Source organism: Mycobacterium kansasii ATCC 12478 (genome assembly GCF_000157895.3).
Lineage (GTDB): Bacteria > Actinomycetota > Actinomycetes > Mycobacteriales > Mycobacteriaceae > Mycobacterium > Mycobacterium kansasii.
Genome location: NC_022663.1, coordinates 4,158,163 through 4,183,110 on the forward strand (window position 1 = coordinate 4,158,163; position 24,948 = coordinate 4,183,110).

Sequence of the window (24,948 nt, forward strand, 5' to 3'; positions counted from 1 at the left end):
TCGACGCCGATCATCGTTGGCGCCCAATAAGTTTGACTAATTCGATTGCGGCGCTGGTTCGCCGTACCGATCCTGCCCGGACCTGGCCAACAGGTCGCCCCAGGCGCGGCTCACGGCAGCCACGACCGCGTCGTCAACGTCGTACGTGACATCGTTCTCGGCGATCGCCACCAACCCGTGGGCCAATTCCATCGGGGCCACATTGTGCTGCTTGGCCGTTTGCACGATGTCGCTGAAGGCCTCGTCGAGGCTGCAATGCCGCAGCGCAACCAGCACGCCCTCGGCGGCGCCGAGCCTTCGCTGGCCACCGCGCCGAGCATCGCGCGCGCGGTCGGTCTGTCGTAGTTCCACCGTGTGCTCCCTTGTTGGTGATGCTCTCGATAGTGGCCAGCCGTGTCGTCGCGTGGGCAGAGTCATAAGGCCCATCAACGTGGGGCCGAAGGGCACCCGGTGCCGGCCCGACCTGCCCGACCGGCCTAAGCCGCCCGAACGGTCAGCTCAACAGCTGCGCCGGATCGGTGAACGGCAACCCCAGATCGGCGCCCACCTCGTCGCTGAGCAGCAAACCCTCGTGGGTGGACAGGCCGTTAGCCAGCGCGACATCGGACCGGCATGCGGCCTGCCAGCCCTGGTCCGCCAGCTTGAGCACATAGGGCAGCGTCGCGTTGGTCAGCGCGAACGTGGATGTCCGCGGCACCGCGCCGGGCATGTTGGCCACGCAGTAGAACACCGTGTCGTGCACACGAAACGTGGGCTCGTCGTGGGTGGTGGGCCGGGAGTCCTCGAAGCAACCGCCCTGGTCGATCGAGACATCGAGCAGCACCGCGCCCGGTTTCATCTGCGCCACAAGCGAATTCGACACGAGTCTGGGTGCCTTGTGCCCGGGAACCAGGACCGCGCCGATCACCAGGTCGGCCCGCTTGACCGCACCCTCGAGTTCGAGGCCGGTCGAGTAGCGGGTGCGGATCCGGCCGCCGAACTCGGCGTCGAGCTGGCGCAGCCGTTCGATATTCACGTCCAGCACGGTCACGTGGGCGCCCATCCCGCTGGCCACTCGTGCCGCGTTGTAGCCCACGGTGCCGGCGCCGATCACGACCACGTCGGCCGGCCCCGTGCCCGGCACTCCGCCCATCACGATGCCGCGGCCGCCGGCCGGCTTCATCAGATGGTAGGCCCCCACCTGGGCGCCCAGCCGGCCGGCGACCTCACTCATCGGGGCCAGCAACGGCAGCTCGCCGTCGACGGTCTGGACGGTCTCGTAGGCAATCGACGTCACCCCCGAACGCAGCAGTGCTTCGGTGCACGGCAACGACGCGGCAAGGTGCAGATAGGTGAACAGGATCTGTCCGCGGCGCAGCAGCCCATACTCGATCTCGATGGGCTCCTTGACCTTCAGCAGCAGCTCCGCTGCGGCCCACACTCCTTCGGCGGCGTCGGCGACCTGGGCGCCGGCAGCGACGTAGTCGGCGTCGGCAATCGACGATCCCTCGCCGGCGCCGGCCTGGATGGTGACCTGATGGCCCCGACGGGTCAGTTCCCTGACGCCGGCCGGGGTGATGGCGACGCGGAACTCATTGTTCTTGGTCTCGGTCGGGACGCCGACTCGCATGGCAGCTCCTGGGGTTGGTCGATGACGCCGACGACCCTATCCGGCAGGTGCCGCCGCCTCGGCAGTGGTGTGGCCTCAGCCCCGCGCCGCTACCGGGGAATGGGTGTCCCCGGCTGAGGACACCTCGAGCAGATCGTCGGGCCCGGCGGTGACCCGAATCCCGAACCTGCGGCTGACGTGTTCGATGGTGCGGCGTAACCACTCGGTGTCGGTCGAGGTGGCCCGGTGCAGGCGCATCTGCTTAACCCGCAGCGGAATCATCTTCAGCGAGAACAATTTTCCCGTCGCAGGATCGGTGGAGGCCAAATACAGCAGCCGAAGTTCGCCGCGGAACGACTCGTGCCCGCCGATGCCCTCGTAGTCGTCGATGACGTCACCACACCCGTACAGGATCGGTTTGCCGCGGTAGATCTCGATCGGCCTGGGATGGTGCGACGAGTGGCCGTGCACGATATCGACGCCGGCGTCGATCAGTCGGTGTGCGAATGCGATTTCACTCGGTGCTACCGCGTAGCCCCAATTGGATCCCCAGTGCACCGAGACGACGGTGACACCATCGCCTTTGCCGTCGCCTTCACCGGCCAGCACCTGTGCCGCGACGTCATCGGCGGCCTCGCGTTGCGACGGATCACGAACTAGCCAGACACCGGGCCGGTGGTGTTGCGCGGCCCAGGATTCGGGGACCCCGCTGGATGTGGTCGCGACCGAGCCGATGATGACCCGGTGCCGGTCGCCTACCGTGACCACCGCCGGGCGGCGCGCGGTGGGCAGGTCGGGGCCCGCCCCGGCGCCCCGGATGCCGGCGGCGGCGAGAGCCGCGACGGTGTCGGTCAGCCCCTGGTAGCCGAAGTCGAGAATGTGGTTGTTGGCCAGCGCGCATGCGTCCGGTCGCAACGCCGTCAGCACTGCCATGTTATCCGGATGCATCCGGTAACACACCGGCTTGCGGTCGGCGAATTCACTGCCGGTGGTGATCGTCGTTTCCAGATTGACCACGCGGACGTCGGTGCCGACGTCGTCGAGGACATCGAGCACCTCACCCCACGGCCACCGCCAATCGACGGGACGCGGAATCGGCCCGTTCACCCGCTCGGCCAGGCGGACATACCCCGTCGCATCCCGCAGGTACCGCTCACGCAATTCCGGGTTGCCCGGGTGCGCCAGGATCTGATCGACACCACGGCCGAGCATGACGTCGCCGCCCAGCAGCATCGTCATCACATCAGAGACCACGCCGAACCACCGCCGTCCACAGTCAATCGGAACACCGCACTTCGGTGTACAGACCGGCAAGGTGCTCCGCAAGCCGGGCGGGCACCGCCGCACGGTAGAACATGAGGAGTGGTCGGTTACGTGGATGTGCGGGCCTACGCGGAACTCAACGACTTCGTTGACCCGGAGTCGCGCGGTCTGACTGTGCGCCGACCGTTCCGCAGCCATCAGACGGTCAAGGATGTCCTGGAAGCGATGGGCATTCCGCATACCGAGGTGGACCTCATCCTGGTGAACGGTCAGCCAGCTGATTTCAGCCACCGGCCTTCCGCGGGGGACCGCATTGCCGCCTACCCGATGTTCGAGGCGCTCGACATCGAGTCGACGACCCGGCTGCGTCCGGTGCCCTTGCGTAATCCGCGGTTTGTCGTCGATGTGAACCTCGGCCGGCTGGCGCGCCTGCTTCGGCTGCTCGGATTGGACGTGTGGTGGTCAAGCGCCGCCGATGACCCGACGCTGGTTGACGTCAGCGTGTCGAAGCAGCGAATCCTGTTGACCCGCGACCGCGGTCTGTTGAAGCGCCGCGCCGTCACCCACGGGTTGTTCGTCCACTCCCAGAATCCCGAGGAGCAGACACTCGAAGTGATCCGGCGACTGGACTTGCGACAACGCCTGGCGCCGTTCACCCGGTGCGTGCGATGCAACGGCAGGCTGGCCGCGGTTTCCAAGGACGAGGTGATGGACCGTCTCGAGCCGCTGACCCGCCGCTACTACCAGGAATTCAACCGCTGCCCGGACTGCGGCCGGATCTATTGGGCCGGTTCACATCATGCGCGGCTGGTCCGCCAGGTCGAAAGGCTCCTCGACCGGCTGGCTACCGATGCGGCTCCGGGAGACTGAAGGTGGGCACGGTGGTTTGCTGGATACAGGATTGATCGACGTCGCGGTTCGGGTCGGCCAGAAACGCCGTCATGATCGACTGGGCGCAGGCCGAAGTGGGCAGCACGCCGAGCGTCGGATCTGCCGAGCCCCACGCGCCACACTCGCGGAAGATCCAGCTTCCGGTCGGCGCGATCCGCAGCACCGAATCGGGTAGCCCGGGCATCGCTGATCGCGCCTGGGAAAGGGCCCGCTTGCGGCCAGCGCCACCGATAGCATCGACCTTGCTGCGGCCGAGCCGTCAAAGATGCTGGCACGCAGCCGGTTTCGCACCCTGACGCGACGGTTAGCGGGCCGGGGTCAATTTGACCGCGGCGAGCTTCAGCCGGTCGACGGCCTCGGCGAATTCCTCGAGCGTCGGGATCCGCGGGTCACGGAATTTCAGCCCCATCATCCGTTGGGCCCGCTTGGGACCGTAGGACTGGGCACAGCGCAGGAAAAGATCGGTTACCACCTCGCGGTCCCGGATGAGCTCGCCCCGCATGGCGGTCGTCTTACCGTCGTAGACGACCTGCGCGGGCGCGCCGCCGCGGAAATTCTGCTTCCATCCGGCGCCGGTCAGCGCATAGAGCTCGTTGTCGATCACATGGGCGCTCAACGGAAGTGAAAACTGCCGTCCCGTCTTTCGCCCCGTGAAGTTCAGCACCATCAATTGTTTGCGTATCGGGCCCGCCAGCGGAGTGCCCAGGAGGAAGCCAAGAACCGGGTTGACGGCCCGAAGCAGGGCCGAAGGCGGATGCCCGACGTCCACCGCGTACGACTGTTCTGTCATGCCAATACCGTAGGGCAATGCGGGCCGGTATCGGGGAGTTTGCCGCACGCTCCGTGCCCGGTCCGCTGGTGAGGGACTTAGGGACCCAGTGCCGTCACGAGCAGTTCTGGTACGTATTCCAACAGGGTTGGGACGAGGCCGCCGAAGTGTGAGCCCGTGACGGTGAGTGTATTGAGCAGCGGCAGACCGGGCAGCGTCGCCGTCGCGGTGAGCGGTTCGAGCGGTCCGAGAAGCCCGTTTAGCGGGACGTTGGCCGTGACGGACAGTCCCGGCAGGAGTAGCTGCGTCGATAGGGTCTGGTGGCCATTGAGGAAGCCGTCGACAATGTGGGCCGGTGCACCGAAGAGTGCGGTGGCCGCTCCCACCGGGTCCCCCGTAGACACGGCGCCGACAAATGATGTGGCGCTTGTTCCGGCCGCCATGGCTGCGTTGACCGGTGCACCTAAAGCGTTGAGCCCCAGAAGTTCTGGCAGTCCGAGATTCAACTCGAGTGATAGGCCCGACAAAGTCAGGGACGGCGTCAGCGACATCGGGGCGGAGATTGCTTGATACAGCGTTGTGCCACCCTGAGCGAGGCGTACGGGTATGCCCAGGAGCGGCAGCGGATTTCCGGTCGCCAGCGACGTGGAGATCAGCTGCGGGTAGCCGGTGACCGCCCGAAGCAGGGAAGGTGCCGTTTTGTTAGTCCAGGTATTGCTGATTCTTTGCAGATTGCCGGTGGTATTCGCGATGAGGTTCTGGTACGGATCGGTGTTGACCGATGCTGCGGCGGTGAAGGAGCTCACATTGGCGGCCTCGGCGCTGCAGTAGGCGCTGGCGCCTGCGTTCAATAAATTGACGAACCGCTCATGAAACGCCTGAGCTTGGGAGCTGACTATTTGATATTCCCGGCCAAAGGCGCCGAACAGCGCCGCGATCCCGGCCGATACCTCGTCCTCGGCCGCAGCTGCCAATGCTGTGGTCGGGCCGGCAGCGGTCACGCTCACCTCGCCCAATGTGGAATGCATGGCCGCCAAATCTTGTGCTGCCGTTGTCAGCATCTCCGGCGTGAGCACAAAGGACATTTCTGCCTCCCATTGGTTCGCTACCGCGGTCGCTGGTCATCAAGACGACGGTCAGCTTAATGGCGAGCCCGCGATACGGGCGGAAAAACGTGAAGTCTTTCCTGGCCTTAATCAGCGTCCTTCGGGCTGGCTTTGTCGGGCCGCTGGTCGCGATGAGCTGATGGCGGTAGTCACGCGGCAATGCGTCGCCGTCGACGCCCGGCGGCAAGCCCGGGTTCACACTTCGACGATTTCCCCTTTTGTGGTCTGGACGAACGCGACAACTTCGTCGTATTCGGGTTGAGGGACTTCAAATCTCTTCAGGGTCGCGTCGGCGTGCTGGAGGAAAATGGCCCAATCGCTTTCACTGATACGCATGCCTCGATGGGTAAGGGCCATGTCGCGGCCCCGGTAATACATGGGGCCGCCGGTCGCCGCGCATAGAAAATCGACGAGCAGTTGGCGTTCCCGCTTCAGGCCGTCCTCGCCGCGGTGCTGCCAAAAACGGCCGAGCTGCGGATCTTTTTGCAAGCGGTCCACAAGATCGTGGCTCACCGCGGAAATGGCGTCGTAACCGCCCAACCGTTCGTAGAGTGTTCTGTCGGTCATCGTTGTCCATTCGGCTTGCGTTGATGCGGGACACATACACTTCTCGATCCAGCTTGTCGTTCAGTGTAGTGAATCCGAAGCAACGAATCCCGGCGATTTTGCCCGCTCTTTGGGTACGTCCCAGCTTAATGGCGTAAACCGCTGTGACTATTGCGCTCTGGGCGACCGAAATGATGTCGTGGGTTTGGTGGGCCCGGCTATTTCGCTGCCGGTCGGTGGGGGCAAGGCGTGCTGTCGGCTGCCGCCGATGGTGTTGTGCCACAGTGAAAGCCATGCGATTCCGGCGTGGGTGCGCCGCCGCGGGCCGGTAGTCTCGCGCCACACGGACGCACCAGCGCCCGGCTTACCGGCTCCCGCCGGCGAGCCAGGCGCTGGCCAGCTACTGCGTTACTGCGTGATCGTGGTCTGCTCGTCGATGACGCTGGTCGCATCCATCAACGGGCCCTGCTCGCTTTCCAGTGAGTCGGCGTTGAGCTGAAGCACGTAAACGGCGTCCTGACCGGGGATCACCACCGTCTTCTGGGCGACGGCGCGGGTCTTGCCGTCGCGGACGTAGGTGCCGCCCAGCTGCCAGGCATTGAAACCGCTGAGCGTGGACGCGGACCCGTTGCCCGAACCCTGGTATCCGGGCAGGTTCTGCAGCTCGCCCGGGGCATACTCGATGATCTTCGCCGGGTCCACGTTGCCGGTGAGTTTGGAGACCAGTGCGGAGATGGTGGGCGGGTCCTTGGGGTCGGCCGGCTGACTGTAGACGATGGCGCCGTATGAGGTGCTGCTGTCGTTGGCGGTCTGCCAGCCGTTGGGCATCGGCAAATTGATGGTCGGCGAGCCGGGATCGCCCAGGTGGACCGGGGTTTCGGTGACGTTGTTCTCGTTGAGATAGTCGGAGATGGTCTTCTTGGCCTGCGCTCCCGGTGTCGCGCTGGTCGAGGACGCGGATGTTGTCGACGTGGAACTCGTCGACGACGACGTCGACGTGGAGGTCTTGGTTTCGGTCTTTGAGCCGCAACCAGCCAGTGCCAGGCTCACCGCTGCGACTGCGACTACCGCGGTCAGGTGCTTCATATACTTGCATCTCCCGAATCTGGGTCCCGGTACCTGCACCGGCGACGTCGGCACTGAGACTAGCCGAACCCGCGCGAAACGCAGCCGGTATGAGTGCAGGACTTTGACGCATACCGTTGCAGCGGCGGAAATCTGCGGCCGGTTGTCGGTGTCAATCGCCTCGAAACAGCCACGGAACGGCGCTACGTGCAGTAAGAGACAGCTATGCGGTCACGGAGGTCGCTGCGGGCCATGGTGGCACTCGTCGCGGTGCTGGGTCTTTTCGTGCCGCTGATTGCGGCTTCGCCCACCGCCTACGACGGTGAACCGACCTTTGTCGCCAATCCGGTCGACCACGTCGACACGCTCGTCGGCACCGGTTCCGGCGGCGAGATCGTCGGTGAGATCAACAATTTCCCGGGCGCCTCGGTGCCGTTCGGCATGGTGCAGTACTCACCGGACACCACCAACACCTACGCCGGCTACCAGTATCAGAATTCGCGTTCCACCGGGTTCAGCATGACCCACGCCTCGGTGGGTTGCGCTGCCTTCGGCGACATTTCGATGTTGCCGACCACGACCGCAATCGGTACGCAACCCTGGCGCGCCCCGGAGCGGATCGCCCACGACGACACCGAGGTGGGGGTGCCCGGCTATTACACGGTGCGGTTCCCCGCGACCGGGGTAACCGCCGAACTCACCGCCACCACCCGCACCGGCTTCGGCCGGTTCAGCTATCCGCGTGACGGCCGGCCGGCGTCGTTTCGGGTGCGCTCAGGCGCGTCACTCGCCGGAAATTCCCGCGCCGCCATCGAGATCGGCACTGACAACACCACCATCACCGGTTGGGCCACCAGCGGAGGCTTCTGCGGCAAGAACAACACGTACACGGTGTACTTCGCCATGCGGTTCAGCAGGCCGTTCACCTCCTATGGCACCTGGGACGGCTATGCGGTGTACGCCGGTGCCCGCCGGGCGCAGTCCCGGTACAGCGGGGGATACGTGGAGTTTCCGGCCGGCTCGGTGCTCGAAGTGCGAACCGCTATCTCGTACGTGAGCATCGACGGAGCCCGGGCAAACCTCGCCGCCGAGGGTGGTGCAAGCTTCGACGACGTTCGCGCGGCCGCCGCGACCGAATGGAACAACGCCCTGTCGCGCATCGGCGTGGCCGGGCGGGATCCCGGTGAGGTGACGACCTTTTACACCTGCCTCTACCGGTCACTGTTGCACCCCAACATATTCAACGACGCGGACGGTCGCTACCTCGGGTTCGACGGTCTCATCCACACTGTTGCCCAAGGACATACCCAATACGCCAACTTCTCCGACTGGGACACCTACCGCAGTCTGGCTCCCCTGCAGGGCCTGCTCTTCCCTGAGCAAGCCGCGGACATGGCGCAATCGCTCGTCAACGATGCCGAGCAGAGCGGGTCGTATCCGCGCTGGGCCCTGGCGAATTCGGCGACCGGCATGATGACGGGGGACAATGTGGTACCGCTCATCGTGAACTTATATATGTTCGGCGGCAAGGACTTTGACGTCGGCACGGCGCTGCGCTATATGGTGCGGGGCGCGACTGAGGGCGGTGTCGGGCGGGGCGGCTATGTGGAGCGCCCGGGAATCGCCACCTACTTGCAGCTGGGTTACGGTCCCCAGACGGCGGAGTTCCGCACCGACGGCCGGATTGCGGGGGCTTCGATCACGCTGGAATGGTCGGTCGACGACTTCACCATCTCCCGGTTCGCGACGGCGCTCGGCGACACCGCCACCGCAGCCGAATTCCAGAACCGGGCCCAATACTGGCAGAACCTGTTCAACCCCAGCACCCGCTATATCTCGCCGCGCAGCGCGACCGGGTTCTTCCGTTACGGACCGGGGTTTGTGGAAACACCGGATGGCTTCGGCCAGGACGGATTCGACGAGGGCAACGCCGAGCAATACCTCTGGTGGGTGCCGCACAACGTCGCCGGCCTGGTGACCGCCCTGGGTGGCCGCAAGGCGGTGGCCGACCGGCTCGATCGCTTCACCAAGAAGCTCAACGTGGGCCCTAACCAGCCTTATCTGTGGGCCGGCAACGAGCCGGGTTTCGGGGTGCCGTGGCTGTACAACTATCTCGGACAACCGTGGAAGACCCAGCGCACCGTCGACCGGGTGCGCGGGCTGTTCTCGGCCACGCCCGACGGGGCGCCCGGCAACGACGATCTCGGTGCGATGTCCAGTTGGTACGTCTGGGCGGCACTCGGACTGTATCCCAGCACTCCCGGCACCGCGATCCTCACCGTGAACACACCGTTATTCGATCGCGCCGTAATCGCGCTTCCGGCAGGCAAATCCATCCGGATATCCGCGCCCGGCGCATCCGCGCCCGGCCGGATGAAGTACATCAGCGGACTGACCATCGACGGACGGCCCACCGACAAGACGTTTCTACCGGAGTCGATCATCCGTACCGGCGGTGACGTCGCATTCTCGCTGGCGGCCAAGCCCGACAAGGTCTGGGGCACCGCCCCGTCCTCCGCGCCGCCGTCGTTCGGCGCAGGCAGTTCGGCGGTGACGGTCAATGTTCCGCGGCCCATCGTCACGATCGCGCCGGGGACAACGGGGACCGTCACGCTCGACGCGCAACGGATGATCGACGGCGCCGGCGACTACACGATCACGGGCATGTCCACGGCCGGCGGAATCACCGTGGCGCCGGTGTCCGGTCGATTCGCCAACGATGGCTCGGCATCGGTGAACGTGGCGATCACAGTGTCGCAGGCGGTGCCCGAGGAGTACTACTTGGTGTATCTGACCACCACGGTGGGTGAAAGCAACCGGAGTTCGGTGGTGCTCGTCGTGGTCATGGATATGGAGTCGTACGGATAGCCAAGCCGGGTTACCCGTTGCGCAGGCGCGCGACCATAAAGCGATCATCCGGACAACGCATCTCATCGCGATCCGGCTCGTCGTCTGCCTGGCGGGCCTGGCGCCGGGCTAGGTGCGGATCGCTCAGATCATCTCGTTCTTGGTGAGCCAGCGCATGATCGGCCAGCCGAGAAACACCGGGAGCCAGCAGGTGAGCACCCGATAGAGCAGCACCGAGGGGACTCCGATGGCTGCTGGCACCCCGAAGGCGGCCAGCCCACCGATCAGCGCCGCCTCGACGGCGCCGACGCCGCCGGGGGTGGGAGCGGCGGAGGCGAGCGTCCCGCCGACCATGGTCACCACGGTGACGGTGACGAATGTCGTACCACCACCGAAGGCTTCGACGCTGGCCCACAAGGCCAACGCAGCGCCGAGAGTTGTTCCGGCACAACCCAAGAGGATTATCGCTAAGCGTCGCGGTTCGCGGGCGAGCGCGGCCAGGTCGCTCGACACCTCCTTGAGCTTGGGACGTACTTCCGTCGAGAGCCATCGCCGCAGATTGGGTACGAACAGAAACGTGCCGATAATGCCCAGCGCCACACCGCCGATCAGATACAGCACGGTGGCCGTCGGGACGAAGTGGGAGAGGTCGGCCGACGTGCCCGCGACGGCGCTGAACAGGATCAGCAACGCGAGGTGGACGATCACCTGGACCGATTGCTGCAGCGCCACCGCCGCGGTGGCGCGCAGTGCAGTAAGGCCGCTCTTCTGCAGGAAGCGGGTGCTGAGTGCGAGCCCGCCCACGCCGGCCGGGGTGGTGGTTGCCGCAAAGGTGTTGGCCACCTGGACAATCGACAGCTTGATGAAGCTCACCTGGCCGTCGGCGCAGGTCCACAATGCCGCGGCCGCGCCCACGTAGGTCAGCGCCGACACCGCCAGGCCCAGCAGCGCCCACGACCAGTTGGCGTGTTTGAGCTGAGAGAAGAAGGTCGGCACGGTGCTGATGAACGGGTACGCGACATAGACCAGCGCGCCGATCAGCACCAGTTGGATGAATTGGCTGCGGCTGAACCGGGTGATGGTCTGGGTTTCGATCTGATCGGCGCCGGTTTGGCGCATCACCTCCGAGCGGGCGTTGGAGATGACGGTCTTGGCGTTGGCGACCGATTCGCGGATGCGTTTGGGCACTGCGGATTTGGTCAGCCGGCGCGAGGCCGTCAGGATGGTGTCCGCCCCGAAGGCGTCGATCGCCGCCGCCACCGTGGACTGCGCGTCGTACAGCGCCGTCGTGGTCACCAGGAGCTGGGCGATGTCGGATTGCAGTTGGGCGTCGGTGGCCCCGTATTCGGCGGCGCCGAACCCGCCGAACAGCACGGTGCCGTCGTCGACCGTGAGCGCGTTGCAGCGCAGGTCTCCGTGGGAGATCTGGTGGTCGTGCAGGATGCGCAGCGATTTCCACACCTGGGAAACCGGAGTCTGGGTTGTCCACTCGTCGAGAGGAATCCCGCGAACGGGCTGGTGCGCATACAAGGTCCAGCCGCGTTCGAGGTCCGACAACGCGATTGTCGACGTGTTGGCAACGTCCGCTTGCCCGATCGCGATGGCCATCAGTGCGCGATGCTCGACGGCACGGCGCATCGAAGGCTGTAGCGGCGCGGTTTCGGAGCCGCGCAGCCGCAGCTTCCACCACAGTTGCCGCAGCGCGCCGCCGCTGCGTTGATGCGGACCGTAGAGCTCCACTGCTGCCCTGGACTCGGGGTCCGTCGAGGTGGCCGACAGCACCAGCGGCCCGGGTCCGCCCGGCCGCACGACCGTGAGCATGGCGACGACGAATCCGCGTTTAGCCAGTGCGCGCACCGCACCGTCCAGCGGCACCTCCAGCGCGGGGGTGCCGACCACCAGGACCACCAGAGCGCCGACGAACCATCCCACCGCCAATCCCAGCAGCGATCTTGCCGGCACGATCGCACTGATAACGAGGTGGATCGGCACGAACGCCAGCAGCAGCGCCCACCACCAATGTCGCCAGCGGGCCGGCAGCCACGGGCCCGAGACGGTGAGCACCGCCGCGAGCATGGCGATCCAACGTGGGTCGTCGAGGAACTGGGCGGGCAGCGTGGTGAGCTTGTCGGACAGGTCGAAATGCCAACGGGGTGCCGCGATGCGATTGCTGTTGATCGACAACGGCAGAAAGGCCATGAATGCGGCGGCCGCGTAGGCACCCAGCAGTTTCCATTGGCGGGACACGATCAGGCCGATGAGGATCATGAACGGCAACGCCAGAATCGCGATGCCGTAGACCAGGTACACCAGATCCGACTGGGTGGGGGACAGCACCCCGACGATCTCGGAGATGGATTTCTCCAGCGCGATCCACTGGGGGCGGGTGAACAGTGAACTCGCGATCACCGCGGGCAGGAAGACTGCCGCCAGGGTGAGCCGGATGATGTCGTTGGTGCGCCGGATTACCGGGGGCAGCAAGCTGCCGGAAACGGCGATGTCGCGCCCGTCAACTCGCATGTTGTTCCCGACGATCCTTCGGGTGGTGTCCGGTGTGCCGTGCTCGTCCTGTCGACAACTTAACCGTTACCGATGAGTCGGCCGATGTCGGCTCTTGCCGGGGTGCCAGGCCGGGTTCTGGCCCCGACAGTGCATGCGTGGTGGGTGCTCGCCGCGTGTGGTCACACCGGTCTCACGGGTATGCGCTTTGCCCACCTCCTCGAGAATTCAAGGTGACCAGGAGCTGCTGGTCATCGATGTCCTGTTGCGTTTTCGGCACGCCGCATCTTGGTCGGCTGCCATGCCGCCGTATCGAGTGTGCGGTAGTGGCTTCGAGGGTGCATGGAGGGCGGAGTATTCGCGATCGGGCCGCCGTGACGGCACAGTCGACGCCCTCAGTGCACGCTCCGCGTGAAAACCGTGGGCGTATGCGCTGTCAAACCTTGCCTGCTCAGCAATGCTGGCCAACAGGGTCTGGTTAGCCTCCGGATAGTGGGCGTGACATCACGGTCATTCTGAGTCCGTATCGGGGTACGACGCCGGCGCGTCCCGTTGCGGCTGAGGGCATTCCGGGTAGGCCGGGCATGGCCGCGGGTGCGGCGTCGCTGGTGGGCAGTGTGGTCAAGGGGGTGGCCGCCTGGAATGTCTTGGCGGCGACGGCGGCTTGGGGTGTGGCCCAGGAGGGGGGCACCGATAGTTGTCCGATCGAACCCGCGCTGCGCGCGGCGGCCGAGACTTGACCGCCAAGGACTCCACCGGCACGCATTGTTGCCCCCGATAGTGATTTGGCGATGGAGTTCAGCGGGGCCAGCAGTGCCGGTGCGACTTTGGGTACGGTTTCTGCCACCGGTTGTGTCACGCCGGAAATCAAGCCGAGGCTCTTCTCGGTATTGATGATCCCGTTTGTCATGCCGCTGACGCCGGTCACCGAGCCCATGGTGGAATACCAGGCGAACAGGGCATCGAGGGCGGTGAAGTCGTCTTTGAGAATCTTGGGTAGTTTCAAGGTGTTGACGAACTCGCCCAATGCGTAGAGCGGCACCCCGACCTCTGGTAGGCCGACGGCGGTCAACGCCGCTCCGATGTCTTTCAGCAGGTTTCCGATCCAGTTGCCTTTGTTGTCAGGGGCTTTCGTGATGGCGCGGGTGACTGCGGCGTGTTGAGCGCTGCGCCCGGCAGGGTTGGTGTCGGGTTGCGGGGAGGCAAACGGGGTCAGCTTCCATGCTGCGGCCGAGGCGACGGTGTAGTCGTCCATTGCGGTGGCGTCTTGAGCCCACATCTGCATGTATTGGGCTTCGGTGGTGGCGATCGCGGCGGTGTTTTGGCCGAAGAAGTTGGTTGCAATCAGCGCGAGCAGCTCGGCGCGGTTGGCGGCGATCAGCGGCGGCGGCACCGTCATGGCGAAGGCCTGCTCAAAGGCCGTCGCGGCGGCGGTTGCCTGGGCCGCGGTATGTCCAGCTTGCTCGGCGGTGACGGTGAGCCAATCCACATACGGAATGACCGCGGCAGCCATCGACATCGACGACGAACCCGTCCACTGCATGCTGGTCAGGTCCATCACCACCGATCGATACATGCTGGCCGCGGAGTGCAGTTCGACTGCCAGTAGTTGCCAGCTGGCTGCGGCGGTACGCAGTGAAGCCGATCCCGGACCGGTATACATCCGGGCCGAATTGACCTCTGGCGGTAACAGCGCAAAATCAAACACGATGGCTCCTGGCCTTGCTGGTGGTGGATGATGGGAAACCGCGGCCTGCTTGCCGCATTGACGAACTGAATCCGGTGACGCCCCGCCGACCGCCGTGCTCCGCCAGGGCCTCGGGAAAGTCGTTGGTGCCCAACGCCGGTGACACTGGTGATGCATCCGCCCGCCCTCCGGCGGCCCCGTCGGCACCGGACACGTTGCTAGGGAGCGACTTTGAGTACGCCAGACCGGACCAGCGCTTGAGCAAGGCCGATCTTTTCGTCGTCGGTCAGCCCGCCGGGCAGTTCCCGGACATAGAAGGCGCCCGCGGCGATGATGAATTGCAATGCGGCACCGGCCATGTCGTTGACCGACAAGACGGCGGTGCTGTCGGTGCGACACAGCGCGACGTAGCCGTCACTGCGGGCCAAGGTAAGCCGGCCCGCGCGGTCGTCGACAAGCATCCGCCGGTTGACGGTGATAAAGCCGATGTCATGCCAGACATCGGGGAGCGGTTGTCCGAACAATGCTTCGTAGCGCTCGCGGAAATCGGTGAATGTGGACTTCCGCCCCGGGCCCCGGCCATTCACTGGAATTGCCGGCGGCCGATCCTTCACCTCCGTCGCGCGCTTCCCGTTGTGCCCGGGGTCGGAGTGGATAGTGGGGGTATGGCTGGGATAACGGCCGAAGAACCGTCGCCCGTAATCCGCATACTGATCGGTGAACAAGATAAATGCGTGCCAGGCGGCGTCGACCATCTCCGAATACATACCGATGACCATGTCGTGGCTCAGCTCGCATAACACCAGATACTTCTTGACTTCAGTGAAAAGCTCCTCGGCCTGAGCGCGGGTCTCGACCACCCGGTCGCTAAGCAGCCGATCAAGCACATACGGCGCCTCGAAAGCCAACGCCTCACGAAGATGAGCGTCGAGCACTTCCGCGTCCGAATCGTTGCTTTCAGCAGGTGTGATACCGGAGGTATCGGTGAGGGAGGGGGCGTTATCGGAAATGGCCACCATGACCTCGCCCGTTTTCTTGCCGAGGCCGGAAATCCGGACTATGCCGCTGGTGTCTCCGGGTAGTCGAACGCATATACATCTAGGACCCAAATGTGTTTCCGATCACGCCAGTCCGGTCATACCGGACCAACGCGGAATGCCGATCTGCCTGTCCGCCGTTAGTTGTCAGCGTCATACGGGTCGCCTGCCGCATACGCGGTTGCAAAGTCGAGATCCGATTGCTCTTCACTATTAGGGTCGTCAGGGCGGTATTCGTTGTTGTTTGCTTGCCATTGCGCGACGGTATTTGTGCCTGAACTGTCGTCGTCGGATTCGCTCGAGCTGAAGTAATCTTCGTCATACCCGCCCGCTGCGCTTGTGCTGGACGTAACTTGCGGCCCAGCTGGCTGGTCGTCACCCGGGATCACATTTGTCTGAATATCTGTGGGGGGCTCATTGACGCCGCCGGAATTGCTGGTTGCGGTGGTGCTGTCTTGGGTAGTAGCCGTCGTGTCATTCGAATTGCTCGACGTGCCGCTGAGGCTGCTACCGGAAGTGTCGTTGGTGTTGCTCGTGCAGCTGTCGAGCTTGAAGCCGCCGTGGGAGGCCAGCGTGATGGTAAGCCGCCCCACATTGACGTCGAGACCGTTGGCGGTGGTCGCGGCTGAGGTGTCGACGATGCCGGCGATGCCGCTGGTCAGTGCCAGCGCTCCCAGCGTGGCGCCGGCCGCAAGCCTGCCTCGCCGCGACTTGCCGGTCCCGGCTTTGGGTTGAGCCGAACCAGATTCGGCGTCGTCGGCGGTGTTGTCGGTTCTCGCGATACGGGTCGGTTTGGGCATGGTCGGATGGTCCTTTCTGCGATGCGGGTCAAACGATGTCTTCGATGTGCCGGTCACGGTGTCGCCAGTGTGTTCACCCCTGACCGGTTGCCGGGACATGCGTCGGCGCTGCTGCAGCGACACCGGCGCCATTGCCTGGCCGGTATGCACCGGCGCGAGCCGCGGATTTGGCCGGCACTTTCGGCGGCCGCCTCGGCGGGCGGTAAACCATTGCTGCTCAACACCGCTGAGGCAGCAACGAGACCGAGGCTGCAACCATCGCCGAAATTGCCGGGGCCGGCGTACGCGGCTACCGACGGCGCGCTCAACCACGCCATCGATGCCGCCGCGCCCGCTGGGTCTAGGGGAACCACCCACAGCGTCACTGCCGACATCCCTTCGGATCGCTTGATACTCCGCGCCTGCGTTGACTCCCTCGTCGCCCAGCGGCGGCTATATACGGCTGTATTAAAATCCATACATCTGTATCGGACATAGTTGCAGAAGTCAACTTTGTGATCAATCCAGGCGCCGATGCGACCATGACGCACCCTGGACGGCGGCGGCTCGAGAGTGGTGCTGGCGTTGGGCCGCTCGTTCTGCGGAGCGTGCGGCGGCCTAATGCGTCTATCCGGCTACGCACGCCTTAGGCCGAAGTTACGGCGGTGAGGGCGCTCGAACCCCCAGTTGAGCTGGGGGTTCGGTGTTTTCGGGTGTGGATGTTTTGGCTACTGCAGGCTTAGCGGGATGGTTGTGTTGAGGAGTTGGAAGGCTCGGGTTTGGGTGTCGGTGGCCTCGGTGAGCATGGGCACGGGGGTTTTGGTGCCGGCGAAGCGGACTTGGTTGCGGGTGAGTGTGGCTAGGTGGGTGAGCAGTCCTTGGTAACTGTGGGTGGGCAGTTGGGCGTCGGTGGTGGTTTTGCGGGCTGCTTTGGTGGCGGCTTGGGGGGATCGCTGCGCTGGTGCGACGGGGTTGTCGCGGGTAGGGGGGTTTTCGTCGGTGAAGGTCAGCGGCGCCAGGGCGTGACGCAGGTGCCAGGTGAGGTAGGCGGCGAGCATGCAGATCAGGACGTGGGCGCGGACGCGGTCCTCAAGGCGGTGGTGGATCGGGCGCAGGTCTAGGTCGTCGGTTTTTAGGCTGCGGAAGTCGCGTTCGACGTTGGCGAGGTTCTTGTAGGCGTTGATGACGGCGGCGCTGGCCAGATCGCTGGCGGGCACGCTGGTGCGCAGCACGTAGATGCCGTCGAGGGCGGCTTCGGCGCTGATCTGGGTGTGCCTGCGGGTGATGGTCACGGTGGTGTCGGTGATGGTGACGTGCAGGTGTTTGGCCATTTTGTATTTGTCAATGACTTTGCCGATTTTGAGGCCGATCTGATCGGCGCCGACCAGTCGCCGGGCGGCCACGGCGGCGGTGATAGGGGCCAGGAGTTGTTCGGTGGCGTTAAGCAATTCGCCGCGTTTGCGGGCGCGTTCGGCGGCCAGCAGGGGGTTGCGGCAGCAGATCAGCCGTTCGCCGGGATAGTCGGGGTGGGTGATCTCGGCGAAGTCGTGGTCATCGAACAGCGACATCTGCAGCGGTCCGTCATCGGCAGCCAGGGCCGCGATGGAGGGGGCGCGCAGCGCGGTCAGCCAGCCGATTCCGCCGAGGTCTTTAAGGGCGGTGATGCGCGCGGAGGTGATCATGCCGCGGTCACCGACCATCACCATGTTGGTCAGTCCGAAGCGGTCTTTGACCGTGGTAACCGCGGCGCGAAACGCGGTGGGGTCGGCGGTGTTGCCGGCGAACACCCGGATCGCGACCGGGCGCCCGGCGGGGTCGGTGAGCAACCCGTATTCGATTTGTGGGCAGCCCTTCTTGCCGTCGCGGGAATAGCCGCGGGCGGCCAATTCACAACACCGACCGGTCACCCACGAAGAGGACAGGTCAAACATCGCGATCCGCGACGGGTTCACTTCGTGGTCCAGATGCCTTGCCGCCAACTGCTTTTCGATGTGATCTTGGCGCTGGTGCAGCCAGTCCATCGCCGCGTACACCTCGTCGCTGCTCGCGCCGGTGATACCCAAATCGGCGCCCAGGGTGGTATCGGCCCACCCGGTCAGTGTGGACAATTTCGAACCCGGCCTCAGCACTCGGGACACGATCAGCCCATAGGCCAAATCGCGGGCCCGGCACGGCGGGCCCAGCAGGGCCGGCAGGCCCAATGTGCGCGCCATGGTGTGTACCGCAGCGACGTGGCCGTGTGGTAGCGATGATTCGATGCGCACCGCGTCGCCGGCGGCCACCATCGTCGCACCCGACAGCACCGCCTCGATCGCGCTGATCGCGGCCTCGGGCAGGGCGGACAGGTTGGCCAGTTGCTGGTGTTTAACCGTGCCGCCGTCGCGGAAGCTGCGCCGCAGATACACCGACTGGTAGTCGCGACGCTGACCGGCCTTATCCACATGACTACTCTTGATCCTGGCCACATGCATCGCGCCTGACCGCCGCACCATATGCTGCATCATAGCGTTATTCGCAAGAAATCCAGACCTGACACACCATAGTTTTTTGGCTACGTTTCGAGACCGCTAACAACACCATAGCCGCAGACCAGACACACAATTAGCGCTCAAACACGCCGTAACTTCGGCTTAGGGCAGACGCCAAGGAAGATGCGCACGGCTGCATGGTCCCGGGAACTAGTCGTCGCCATCCGTCAAGCGCTCGTTCAGGAATCCTTCGACCACGGGGCTCTCGATAACGGACTGTGCGCCGTCTTCGGCGTGACGCATCCAGCGATGTTTTGTGTGCTCCACGATGACCGTGTGCACAGGGTCAGCCCCGATAAGCATGCCTCGCGTCAGCAGGAACCGCCCATGTTGGCGTGCCTCCCGTCGGGTGGCGCGCCGCAGCGTGGCGCACGCAGGGCATAGCCAGAGGTCTACTTTCGGCTTATTCGCGCATCGCTTACAGATCGGCGCTGCGCAACAGTCACACGAGACCATGCCCTCCAGGCACACCGGGCAGATTCTGCCACCACAGTAACGGCATCGGGGCGCATCGGGCACAAAGTGGCCTTCCCGGTCGATGACACCATGGTCTCTGGGAAGCGTTGTGGTGCTGTCAATTCGGCGTGCATCGGTTGTGCCAGGCCTGAGGTTCGCTTCGTGCACCCAGACCTGGCCATCCTCTACCGTGACCGCCTCTTCGACGTGCGCGCCGATTACCAGTGCCGTTCTTCTTTCTTCAGTGTTCAGTTGCTGCACAAGCAACAAGCGGAAGTCGTTTGGCAAGATCCCAAGTTCGGGTGTGACTACATGCGCCCCCGGCAACCACGCCGCCAGCGCGTTCGGGGTCGTACGCGGGTGCCCTGGCCGGGAGGTCGGTTGGATCGAGCCCAAGGGGCGCACGCGGCGCGAAATGTGCATCGCATTCGACACCGATGAGAGGCTGATCCGGTTTGGGTCGGTGAATGCGCTGACCTCATCCGCATCGCCAATGCCCATCCAGCGGCCGAGCATCGTGGCTGCGGGGGCTTGCTGCGAGCCTGAGATGGCGTACCACTCTGGCCGATCGTCGGCTCGGACGCCGAGGGCTCGAAGCGAAGCCATCCCGACGATCACCACCTCTACTATGTCTGACACCGCATACCTGTAAACCGTAGGCGCCGGTTGCCATGCCTGTGTGACCCAGGGTGGCGTCGCGCCCGTCGAGGCCCAGCGGGTTAGCTTCTCGTGCAACGAAGATCCATCGAACCTGCGGGTGAGGATGCCGGAGTCCACGAGTAGCACGTCGTGCCCTACGCGATGCCACCGCAGAGTGAGATCGATACTACGGTGTTGTGGTATCGAGGCGACGACGTGGTCCACTTGGGCCGGCGTCTTGGCTGCGGGTTGCGGCAGCCGCGTTAGCGGCGGAAATTCGCGAGCAACCAGGTGCGGCAGATCACCGTCGGCATTGACGAATGGGTTTGCGCCCCGCCCTGCTCGGCCGAGCTTCTCCACAGACCACACGGCGAAGAAGATCCGGTCCGACTGCAGAACAAGGTGCGGCGCATCGATACGGGCCTCGCGGTCGAGCGGTTCGACAATGGGGACGACTTGGGTGTTCAGCAATCGGCTCGCGGACAGACGCAGCTTGTAAGCGTCATCGATCATGCTTCTGCCGAAGGCAATCCATCGATCGAGCGAGCCATTGCGAACCACCGCTTGCTCGATCGCGCCACCTCGGTTGAGGATGACGGTCATCGCATTTTTGTCGACGCCGGCGAGGACTGCGGCGCCCGTAGCAGCGAGTTCAACGGGGAGACAACTCAGCTCATCATCCGTCGCGGGTCCCAGTCGACTGCAGGCCGGGCACAGCTCGCCCACTCGACATGACGAGCACACCTCGCGATCGCAGATAGGGCAACAGTGCACTTGGGGATCACGACCACACTCGGAACACACGGTGTCACCGCACAGTACGCAGATAGCAGTTGACGCCACATGGTCTTCGGAAAGGCACCGCCGGCATATCGATGCCGAGCAGCCCGGGCATCCGATCGAAGCTTGGTGATCGATCTCATCACATGCCATGCACGACCACGTACGACATGACGCACATAGCGCGGCCCTACCGGCCGCGTAGAAGTGTCCATCCCGGCAGACACCGAAGTCCACCTCGCGCGCGCCGATATCATCGAGTGTCGGCGCCGTCGGGCGCCCATCGAAAGTTCGGTACTCGTGGGTTGCGGTTCCGTGTCCACGCCATATCTCGTGTATTTCGAACCCGTTTCGCACAACGGCCGTGAACGATCGCGCGGTTCGCTCAAGCAGTGCGCGGTTCAGTTCGGCGGGCAGGCGGCCAGGAAGTGGCTTTGATACCGGATTACTGGGCGCGCCCAATGCCCTCAGCGAGTCCGAATCGACTGGCACCAAATCGATTTCTGCATCAATCATTGCAACCTCGACAACAGGACGCACCCTCCGGTCGAGGAGCTGACATTCCATTGGAACTGGGACCGGTCCAATCACTTCCCGAATTTCGTTGGTACGCTGGCCCACTCGGCCGCCCGAAGCTCCGAGCGATTCCAACACCCCGAACCAACCCAATTGACTTGCGGCGGAGAATCCATCGGGAAGTGCGATCCACTGACTGGTCTTATCAGAATGCCCTTCTTCATACGCACTTACCAGCACCGCATCGTTCCTGCGCTCCAACACAACTCGCAGTCCCCCGAGTTCTGCCTCGGCGAGCTCGGGGCTCTGGAGAGAGGATTCGCGCCACTCAAACGACGCCGAATGTTCATCAACGGTGTTCAGCGTGCCGTCGTCGGCAATCGCCGATACTTGTTCAACTAGACCTTCCGCTTCGAGGTAAACGTCGGTAAACGTAGACCGGCGGGTTACCAGGACGCACGGCGGGGTCGGCGGCGGAACTTCGTGGCGGAGTTTTTCGAGGAGCGACACGAGCTTCAAGTCAGATTCGCCGTCCACAGTGGCCGCCGCGTGTTCCGGCAGATCAGCGAGCGCGTCGCGGTCAATCTCTGAAGTAGGGTTGGCTGCAATCGACAGCTCAATCCGGACATTTTCGGACCGTCGGAGGCGCAAGCGACTCGGATTGTCTGTTGTTGGGCTACGGCTGAGGTCGCGCAGGACCAACCCGCTATCGGCCGGCAGGCCGTTCTGAACCGCGTAAGCCCGCAACCGGATTCGATCAGGGTCAGCGACATCTTCATCGCGAACCAGCAAAGAGGATGCCGGTTCGCCCGGCCGCGTCAATTCGGCGGCACGCTCACCGACGAAAAGTATCGCTTCTCGGCCAAGCCGCCAGGCGACGGCGAACTCCGTGTCGAATTCTGGTGCCCGCCCGGGTGAACCGCACCGCAGGCAAAGCCCGCCAGTTTCCTGACGGCACGATCCGCAACTAGCTACGCCGCATACCGGACAATCCGCGAATACCGCGTCATCCCCGCACGCGGCACACAGGTCAAAATCGCACGAGCCGCATCGAGTGGTCTCCGTCTCGTCGACCCAGTGGGCACCGGAGCACAGCGCCAGCACGGCGATGGACCGCTGTGACGCATCACTTTCGACCTCTGGCGGTTCCGAGAAGCCCCATTCGTAGGTCAATGTTGCCTCGACGTCGCCTTCTGCGGCCCAGGTCTCTTCGACTATCCAGTCGTCCTCGTCGAGCGTCATCGCGAGCAGCTTTGCGCGCGCCCGAACGTCGGGCCGCCGGCTCAGTCGTCGTTCTTCGGACTTCAGTGCTCGTCGCAATCGAGCCTCGTCTTCGTATAGTGCTTCGGCGATCCGTGCCTGGTAGCTGCGCCGTACCCGGTCAAGCTCCTGGCGCTGCTGCTGCTCGACTTCCTCGGCTCGGTCGCGTCGAATCTTCTCGAGCCGCCTGGCTGCCTCGCGTTCAAACTCAGCCACGATCTCGGATGGCATCTGGAAAGTAGCCGGCAGCACCTCGCCGTCACTGAGCGGGCGACGGGGTAGCCGTACGTCGTTGGCTCCGTTGATCTCTGCGGTGATGATGTGTTCCGTCGTCTCCGCCTCGCCGACCGTTGCGCGGAAAGTGGCTTGCCCACTCCAGGTGCCGGCCGGAATGAGCCGACGCCGGATGAGCCTGATCGTTGGCGCATGCCGGAAGGGGCTGGGGCCGAGGTCATCCGGAATTACCGGGACGGTTGCGTGCATGTCGCCGCGCATCCGCAATAGGCCGAGGAGCTCATCGAATACCGGTGAGCCCACCGCGCACAGTTCGGCATCCGGATGATGTTCCAGGCCGTGTCGATCGAATGCGAGATGCATCAGCGTCCGGCCCCCGAGTTCTTCCTCGAATTCCTCATCGAACTGCACCGTAAGGAAGGCGCCCTCCCCGTCTCCGGTGTCGTGAAGAACCTGAGCGCCAAGCGCTTCCAGCACTCTCCTGACCCACGTTTGTACTCGCCGCTGGCGTCGTCGCGCGCGTTCGGTGAGCTCGGGCATGAGTTCTGCGCTGCCTGCCTTGGTGAGCCCTTTGCGATGTTCGAAGGCGGCGGTCATCCAGCTGCTGAGGTCGCCATCGGCGGCGATGAGCGTTCCGGCGCGCTCGCGGGCATCGGCGAGTTCGGTGCCCAGTTGCGTGAGCAGCCGCTCCATTTTCGCGTCGCTCTCCGCGAAAAGGGCGTCGAGCACGCGTGTTTCGAATGTCGCGGATTTCGAATCGTCGAGCTCACCCAGGATCGTCGTGACTTGTCCGAACAAGAGTTCGAACATGCGCAGCTTCTCCGCGAGCAACCGGTAGACGCTCTCGTCGATCGTTCGGCAGGCGTACAGGTTGGCGACGAACACTTCGTCGCGGGGTTGGGTGAGCCGGTCGACCCGCCCGATGCGTTGCTCGATGCGCATGGGGTTCCACGGCAGGTCGTAGTTCAGGACGCAGTTGCAGAACTGCAGGTTCTGGCCCTCAGCGCCGGCGTCGGTCGAGATCATGACCGGCGCTTCACCCGACCTGAACGCGGCGATGGTGGCCGCCCGCTCGCTTGCCGACATCGACCCATGGAACGCGCGTGCGGTGAGGCCCTCCGCCTCCATCCGGCGCAGCAGTCCGGTGACCGTGTCGGTGTGCTGGGTGAAGACGAGGACGCGCCCGTGTTCCCGTATCCACTGGTGAGTGATCTGTAAGGCTTTGTTCTCGCGAGCGGAACTCGAAATGTCCATAGCGAGATGACCTATTTCACTCAGCACCACGCGGACGCGCTCGTCGGGATGCCGATCGGCCATGCGCAGCGCTGTTGTTCCCATGGAGAACGGGCTCGCGGTCAAACGCAGCGCGAGGCTGCGGCGTCGCATTGTGTCGCTGGGGCTGCGCATGACGTTGCGGAGCAGATCGGTGCTCAATGCGTAGAGTTCGCGTTCGGGTGCGCCGAGTTCGATCGGCACGTCGACAGGCCGGCGGACGACCCGATCCACCCCGGCCTGGGCGCGCGTGGTGCGAATCATGGCACTGCTGATGAGGCGGCGCAACGCCGCGGGATCGCTTGGCGTTCGCGGGTCGTAGCCCCGCATGAATTCCCGCTGGAAAGTCTTGACCGACGTGAAGGTGCCAGGCCGCAAGAGCTCGATCAGCCGGTATAGCTCCAGCAGATCGTTCTGAACCGGGGTGGCGGTCAGGAAAAACGCATATCGGCACGCGCTCGTCAACGCGGTGATCAGTTCGCGTCTCTTGCGTGCGCCTGCGCCTGCTGCGCGGTGGGCCTCGTCGACAATGACGATGTCCCAAGGATGCTTAGTGAGTTTCTCGGCCTGCCTGGTGCCCAAAGCCAGGCTGACTATCAGCTTCTCCTGGTTGCCGACCTCCGGTCCGTGATATGCGACGTCGAACTGTAGGTCGAACTTGTGGTTCATCTCCTCGCGCCATTGCTCGCGAAGCGGGGCGGGGCACAAGACCAGTACTCGTTTGGCCAGACCGCGCAGTGTCAACTCCTTCACCGCAAGCCCGGCCTCAATGGTCTTACCGAGACCGACCTCGTCGGCCAACACGGCCCTGCCACGCAGCCGGGACAGCGCATGACGCGCGACGGCCTCCTGGTGGGGCATGCGATCGACGTTGGCGACGTCGACGGCGAGCAACTCCTCGAAGTCGTCGAGGGTCGCCAGTTCTTCACCCTGAAGGCGCAACTCGACCAGCTCCAGTGGGTCGAACCCGGCCGCCTTGAGCTGGTCTCTGAGCAGTTCGCGGGCTTCGGTCAAGAACCCCATGGTCCGGGTCTGGCCGCGTCCCCAGTCGTACTTGTCGTCGGAATGGAACTGGCGGTCCACGGTGGCCCGCCGACGCGCCGCCTTTGGTCCCGCCGGAGCCTTCAGCGGCGCCGCGGGACGTGCTATCGGGCGGACGATCTGCATCTCGGAGCCGGGTGGCAGC

Annotated in this window: 16 protein-coding genes; 2 read left to right on the plus strand and 14 right to left on the minus strand. The window is 64.5% G+C overall.

Features of this window, described 5'->3' with window-relative positions; all coding sequences use genetic code 11:
• Nucleotides 1–36 precede the first annotated feature (36 nt).
• The 3 genes from MKAN_RS18190 to MKAN_RS18200 all read right to left on the minus strand — a co-directional run bounded on the left by MKAN_RS18190 (nucleotide 37) and on the right by MKAN_RS18200 (nucleotide 2,827).
• A complete protein-coding gene (locus MKAN_RS18190) occupies nucleotides 37–351 on the minus strand; it encodes an ANTAR domain-containing protein (protein WP_023370700.1) in 315 nt (104 codons plus the stop codon).
• Nucleotides 352–493: 142 nt separating this feature from the next.
• Nucleotides 494–1,609: an alanine dehydrogenase gene (gene ald / locus MKAN_RS18195; protein ID WP_023370702.1), complete on the minus strand. Its 1,116-nt coding sequence runs from the start codon at nucleotides 1,607–1,609 to the stop codon at nucleotides 494–496.
• Between the two features lie 75 nt (nucleotides 1,610–1,684).
• Nucleotides 1,685–2,827, minus strand: a complete 1,143-nt coding sequence (locus MKAN_RS18200; protein WP_036395312.1) for a CapA family protein — start codon at nucleotides 2,825–2,827, stop codon at nucleotides 1,685–1,687.
• A gap of 123 nt (nucleotides 2,828–2,950) precedes the next feature.
• Between MKAN_RS18200 and MKAN_RS18205 the strand changes: the two genes are divergently transcribed.
• Nucleotides 2,951–3,721: a Mut7-C RNAse domain-containing protein gene (locus tag MKAN_RS18205; protein ID WP_023370706.1), complete on the plus strand. Its 771-nt coding sequence runs from the start codon at nucleotides 2,951–2,953 to the stop codon at nucleotides 3,719–3,721.
• Here MKAN_RS18205 and MKAN_RS18210 read toward each other — a convergent pair.
• From MKAN_RS18210 to lpqN, 5 genes are all read right to left on the minus strand, one after another.
• Nucleotides 3,696–3,926 carry a hypothetical protein gene (locus tag MKAN_RS18210; protein WP_023370709.1) on the minus strand — a complete coding sequence of 77 codons (231 nt, stop codon included), beginning with the start codon at nucleotides 3,924–3,926 and terminating at the stop codon, nucleotides 3,696–3,698. The two genes, MKAN_RS18205 and MKAN_RS18210, sit on opposite strands and share 26 nt — an antisense overlap.
• Before the next feature lie 120 nt (nucleotides 3,927–4,046).
• Nucleotides 4,047–4,532, minus strand: coding sequence for a hypothetical protein (locus MKAN_RS18215; RefSeq protein WP_023370711.1), 486 nt, complete (start codon nucleotides 4,530–4,532; stop codon nucleotides 4,047–4,049).
• A 77-nt stretch (nucleotides 4,533–4,609) separates the two neighbouring features.
• Nucleotides 4,610–5,596, minus strand: a complete 987-nt coding sequence (locus MKAN_RS18220) for a PE family protein (RefSeq protein WP_023370713.1) — start codon at nucleotides 5,594–5,596, stop codon at nucleotides 4,610–4,612.
• A gap of 216 nt (nucleotides 5,597–5,812) precedes the next feature.
• Complete coding sequence (locus MKAN_RS18225; RefSeq protein WP_023370715.1) at nucleotides 5,813–6,184, minus strand: group I truncated hemoglobin; 372 nt, start codon at nucleotides 6,182–6,184, stop codon at nucleotides 5,813–5,815.
• A gap of 387 nt (nucleotides 6,185–6,571) precedes the next feature.
• Nucleotides 6,572–7,249 carry an envelope biogenesis lipoprotein LpqN gene (lpqN, locus tag MKAN_RS18230; protein ID WP_023370717.1) on the minus strand — a complete coding sequence of 226 codons (678 nt, stop codon included), beginning with the start codon at nucleotides 7,247–7,249 and terminating at the stop codon, nucleotides 6,572–6,574.
• A gap of 204 nt (nucleotides 7,250–7,453) precedes the next feature.
• Here lpqN and MKAN_RS18235 point away from each other — a divergent pair, with 204 nt between their 5' ends.
• The gene (locus MKAN_RS18235) at nucleotides 7,454–10,096 is read left to right on the plus strand and encodes a GH92 family glycosyl hydrolase (RefSeq protein ID WP_036395278.1); all 2,643 of its coding nucleotides are present in this window, start codon (nucleotides 7,454–7,456) and stop codon (nucleotides 10,094–10,096) included.
• 123 nt (nucleotides 10,097–10,219) lie between these two features.
• Here the strand turns inward: MKAN_RS18235 and MKAN_RS18240 are convergent, their stop codons facing one another.
• The 6 genes from MKAN_RS18240 to MKAN_RS18265 all read right to left on the minus strand — a co-directional run bounded on the left by MKAN_RS18240 (nucleotide 10,220) and on the right by MKAN_RS18265 (nucleotide 24,566).
• Nucleotides 10,220–12,595, minus strand: coding sequence for a lysylphosphatidylglycerol synthase transmembrane domain-containing protein (locus MKAN_RS18240; protein ID WP_023370721.1), 2,376 nt, complete (start codon nucleotides 12,593–12,595; stop codon nucleotides 10,220–10,222).
• 457 nt (nucleotides 12,596–13,052) lie between these two features.
• Entirely contained in the window at nucleotides 13,053–14,285 is a 1,233-nt protein-coding gene (locus tag MKAN_RS18245; protein ID WP_036395314.1) for a PPE family protein, read from the minus strand.
• A 194-nt stretch (nucleotides 14,286–14,479) separates the two neighbouring features.
• Nucleotides 14,480–15,280 carry a glycine-rich domain-containing protein gene (locus MKAN_RS28845; RefSeq protein ID WP_023370726.1) on the minus strand — a complete coding sequence of 267 codons (801 nt, stop codon included), beginning with the start codon at nucleotides 15,278–15,280 and terminating at the stop codon, nucleotides 14,480–14,482.
• A gap of 158 nt (nucleotides 15,281–15,438) precedes the next feature.
• Nucleotides 15,439–16,098, minus strand: a complete 660-nt coding sequence (locus MKAN_RS18255) for a hypothetical protein (RefSeq protein ID WP_129111884.1) — start codon at nucleotides 16,096–16,098, stop codon at nucleotides 15,439–15,441.
• Nucleotides 16,099–16,805: 707 nt separating this feature from the next.
• Complete coding sequence (locus tag MKAN_RS18260) at nucleotides 16,806–18,569, minus strand: IS1634 family transposase (protein WP_051404573.1); 1,764 nt, start codon at nucleotides 18,567–18,569, stop codon at nucleotides 16,806–16,808.
• Nucleotides 18,570–18,755: 186 nt separating this feature from the next.
• Nucleotides 18,756–24,566 (minus strand): DEAD/DEAH box helicase, encoded by a 5,811-nt coding sequence (locus MKAN_RS18265; RefSeq protein WP_233032177.1) that lies wholly within the window; start codon nucleotides 24,564–24,566, stop codon nucleotides 18,756–18,758.
• Nucleotides 24,567–24,948 lie beyond the last annotated feature (382 nt).

Bases quoted from the DNA above. Each gene is read 5' to 3' on its own strand.
- MKAN_RS18200 (WP_036395312.1), bottom strand. From the start codon at position 2,827: ATGACGATGCTGCTGGGCGGCGACGTCATGCTCGGCCGTGGTGTCGAT.
- MKAN_RS18215 (WP_023370711.1), bottom strand. From the start codon at position 4,532: ATGACAGAACAGTCGTACGCGGTGGACGTCGGGCATCCGCCTTCGGCC.
- MKAN_RS18255 (WP_129111884.1), bottom strand. From the start codon at position 16,098: ATGCCCAAACCGACCCGTATCGCGAGAACCGACAACACCGCCGACGAC.
- MKAN_RS18225 (WP_023370715.1), bottom strand. From the start codon at position 6,184: ATGACCGACAGAACACTCTACGAACGGTTGGGCGGTTACGACGCCATT.
- MKAN_RS18235 (WP_036395278.1), top strand. From the start codon at position 7,454: ATGCGGTCACGGAGGTCGCTGCGGGCCATGGTGGCACTCGTCGCGGTG.
- MKAN_RS28845 (WP_023370726.1), bottom strand. From the start codon at position 15,280: ATGGTGGCCATTTCCGATAACGCCCCCTCCCTCACCGATACCTCCGGT.
- MKAN_RS18260 (WP_051404573.1), bottom strand. From the start codon at position 18,569: ATGGTGCGGCGGTCAGGCGCGATGCATGTGGCCAGGATCAAGAGTAGT.
- MKAN_RS18240 (WP_023370721.1), bottom strand. From the start codon at position 12,595: ATGCGAGTTGACGGGCGCGACATCGCCGTTTCCGGCAGCTTGCTGCCC.
- ald (WP_023370702.1), bottom strand. From the start codon at position 1,609: ATGCGAGTCGGCGTCCCGACCGAGACCAAGAACAATGAGTTCCGCGTC.
- lpqN (WP_023370717.1), bottom strand. From the start codon at position 7,249: ATGAAGCACCTGACCGCGGTAGTCGCAGTCGCAGCGGTGAGCCTGGCA.
- MKAN_RS18210 (WP_023370709.1), bottom strand. From the start codon at position 3,926: ATGCCCGGGCTACCCGATTCGGTGCTGCGGATCGCGCCGACCGGAAGC.
- MKAN_RS18220 (WP_023370713.1), bottom strand. From the start codon at position 5,596: ATGTCCTTTGTGCTCACGCCGGAGATGCTGACAACGGCAGCACAAGAT.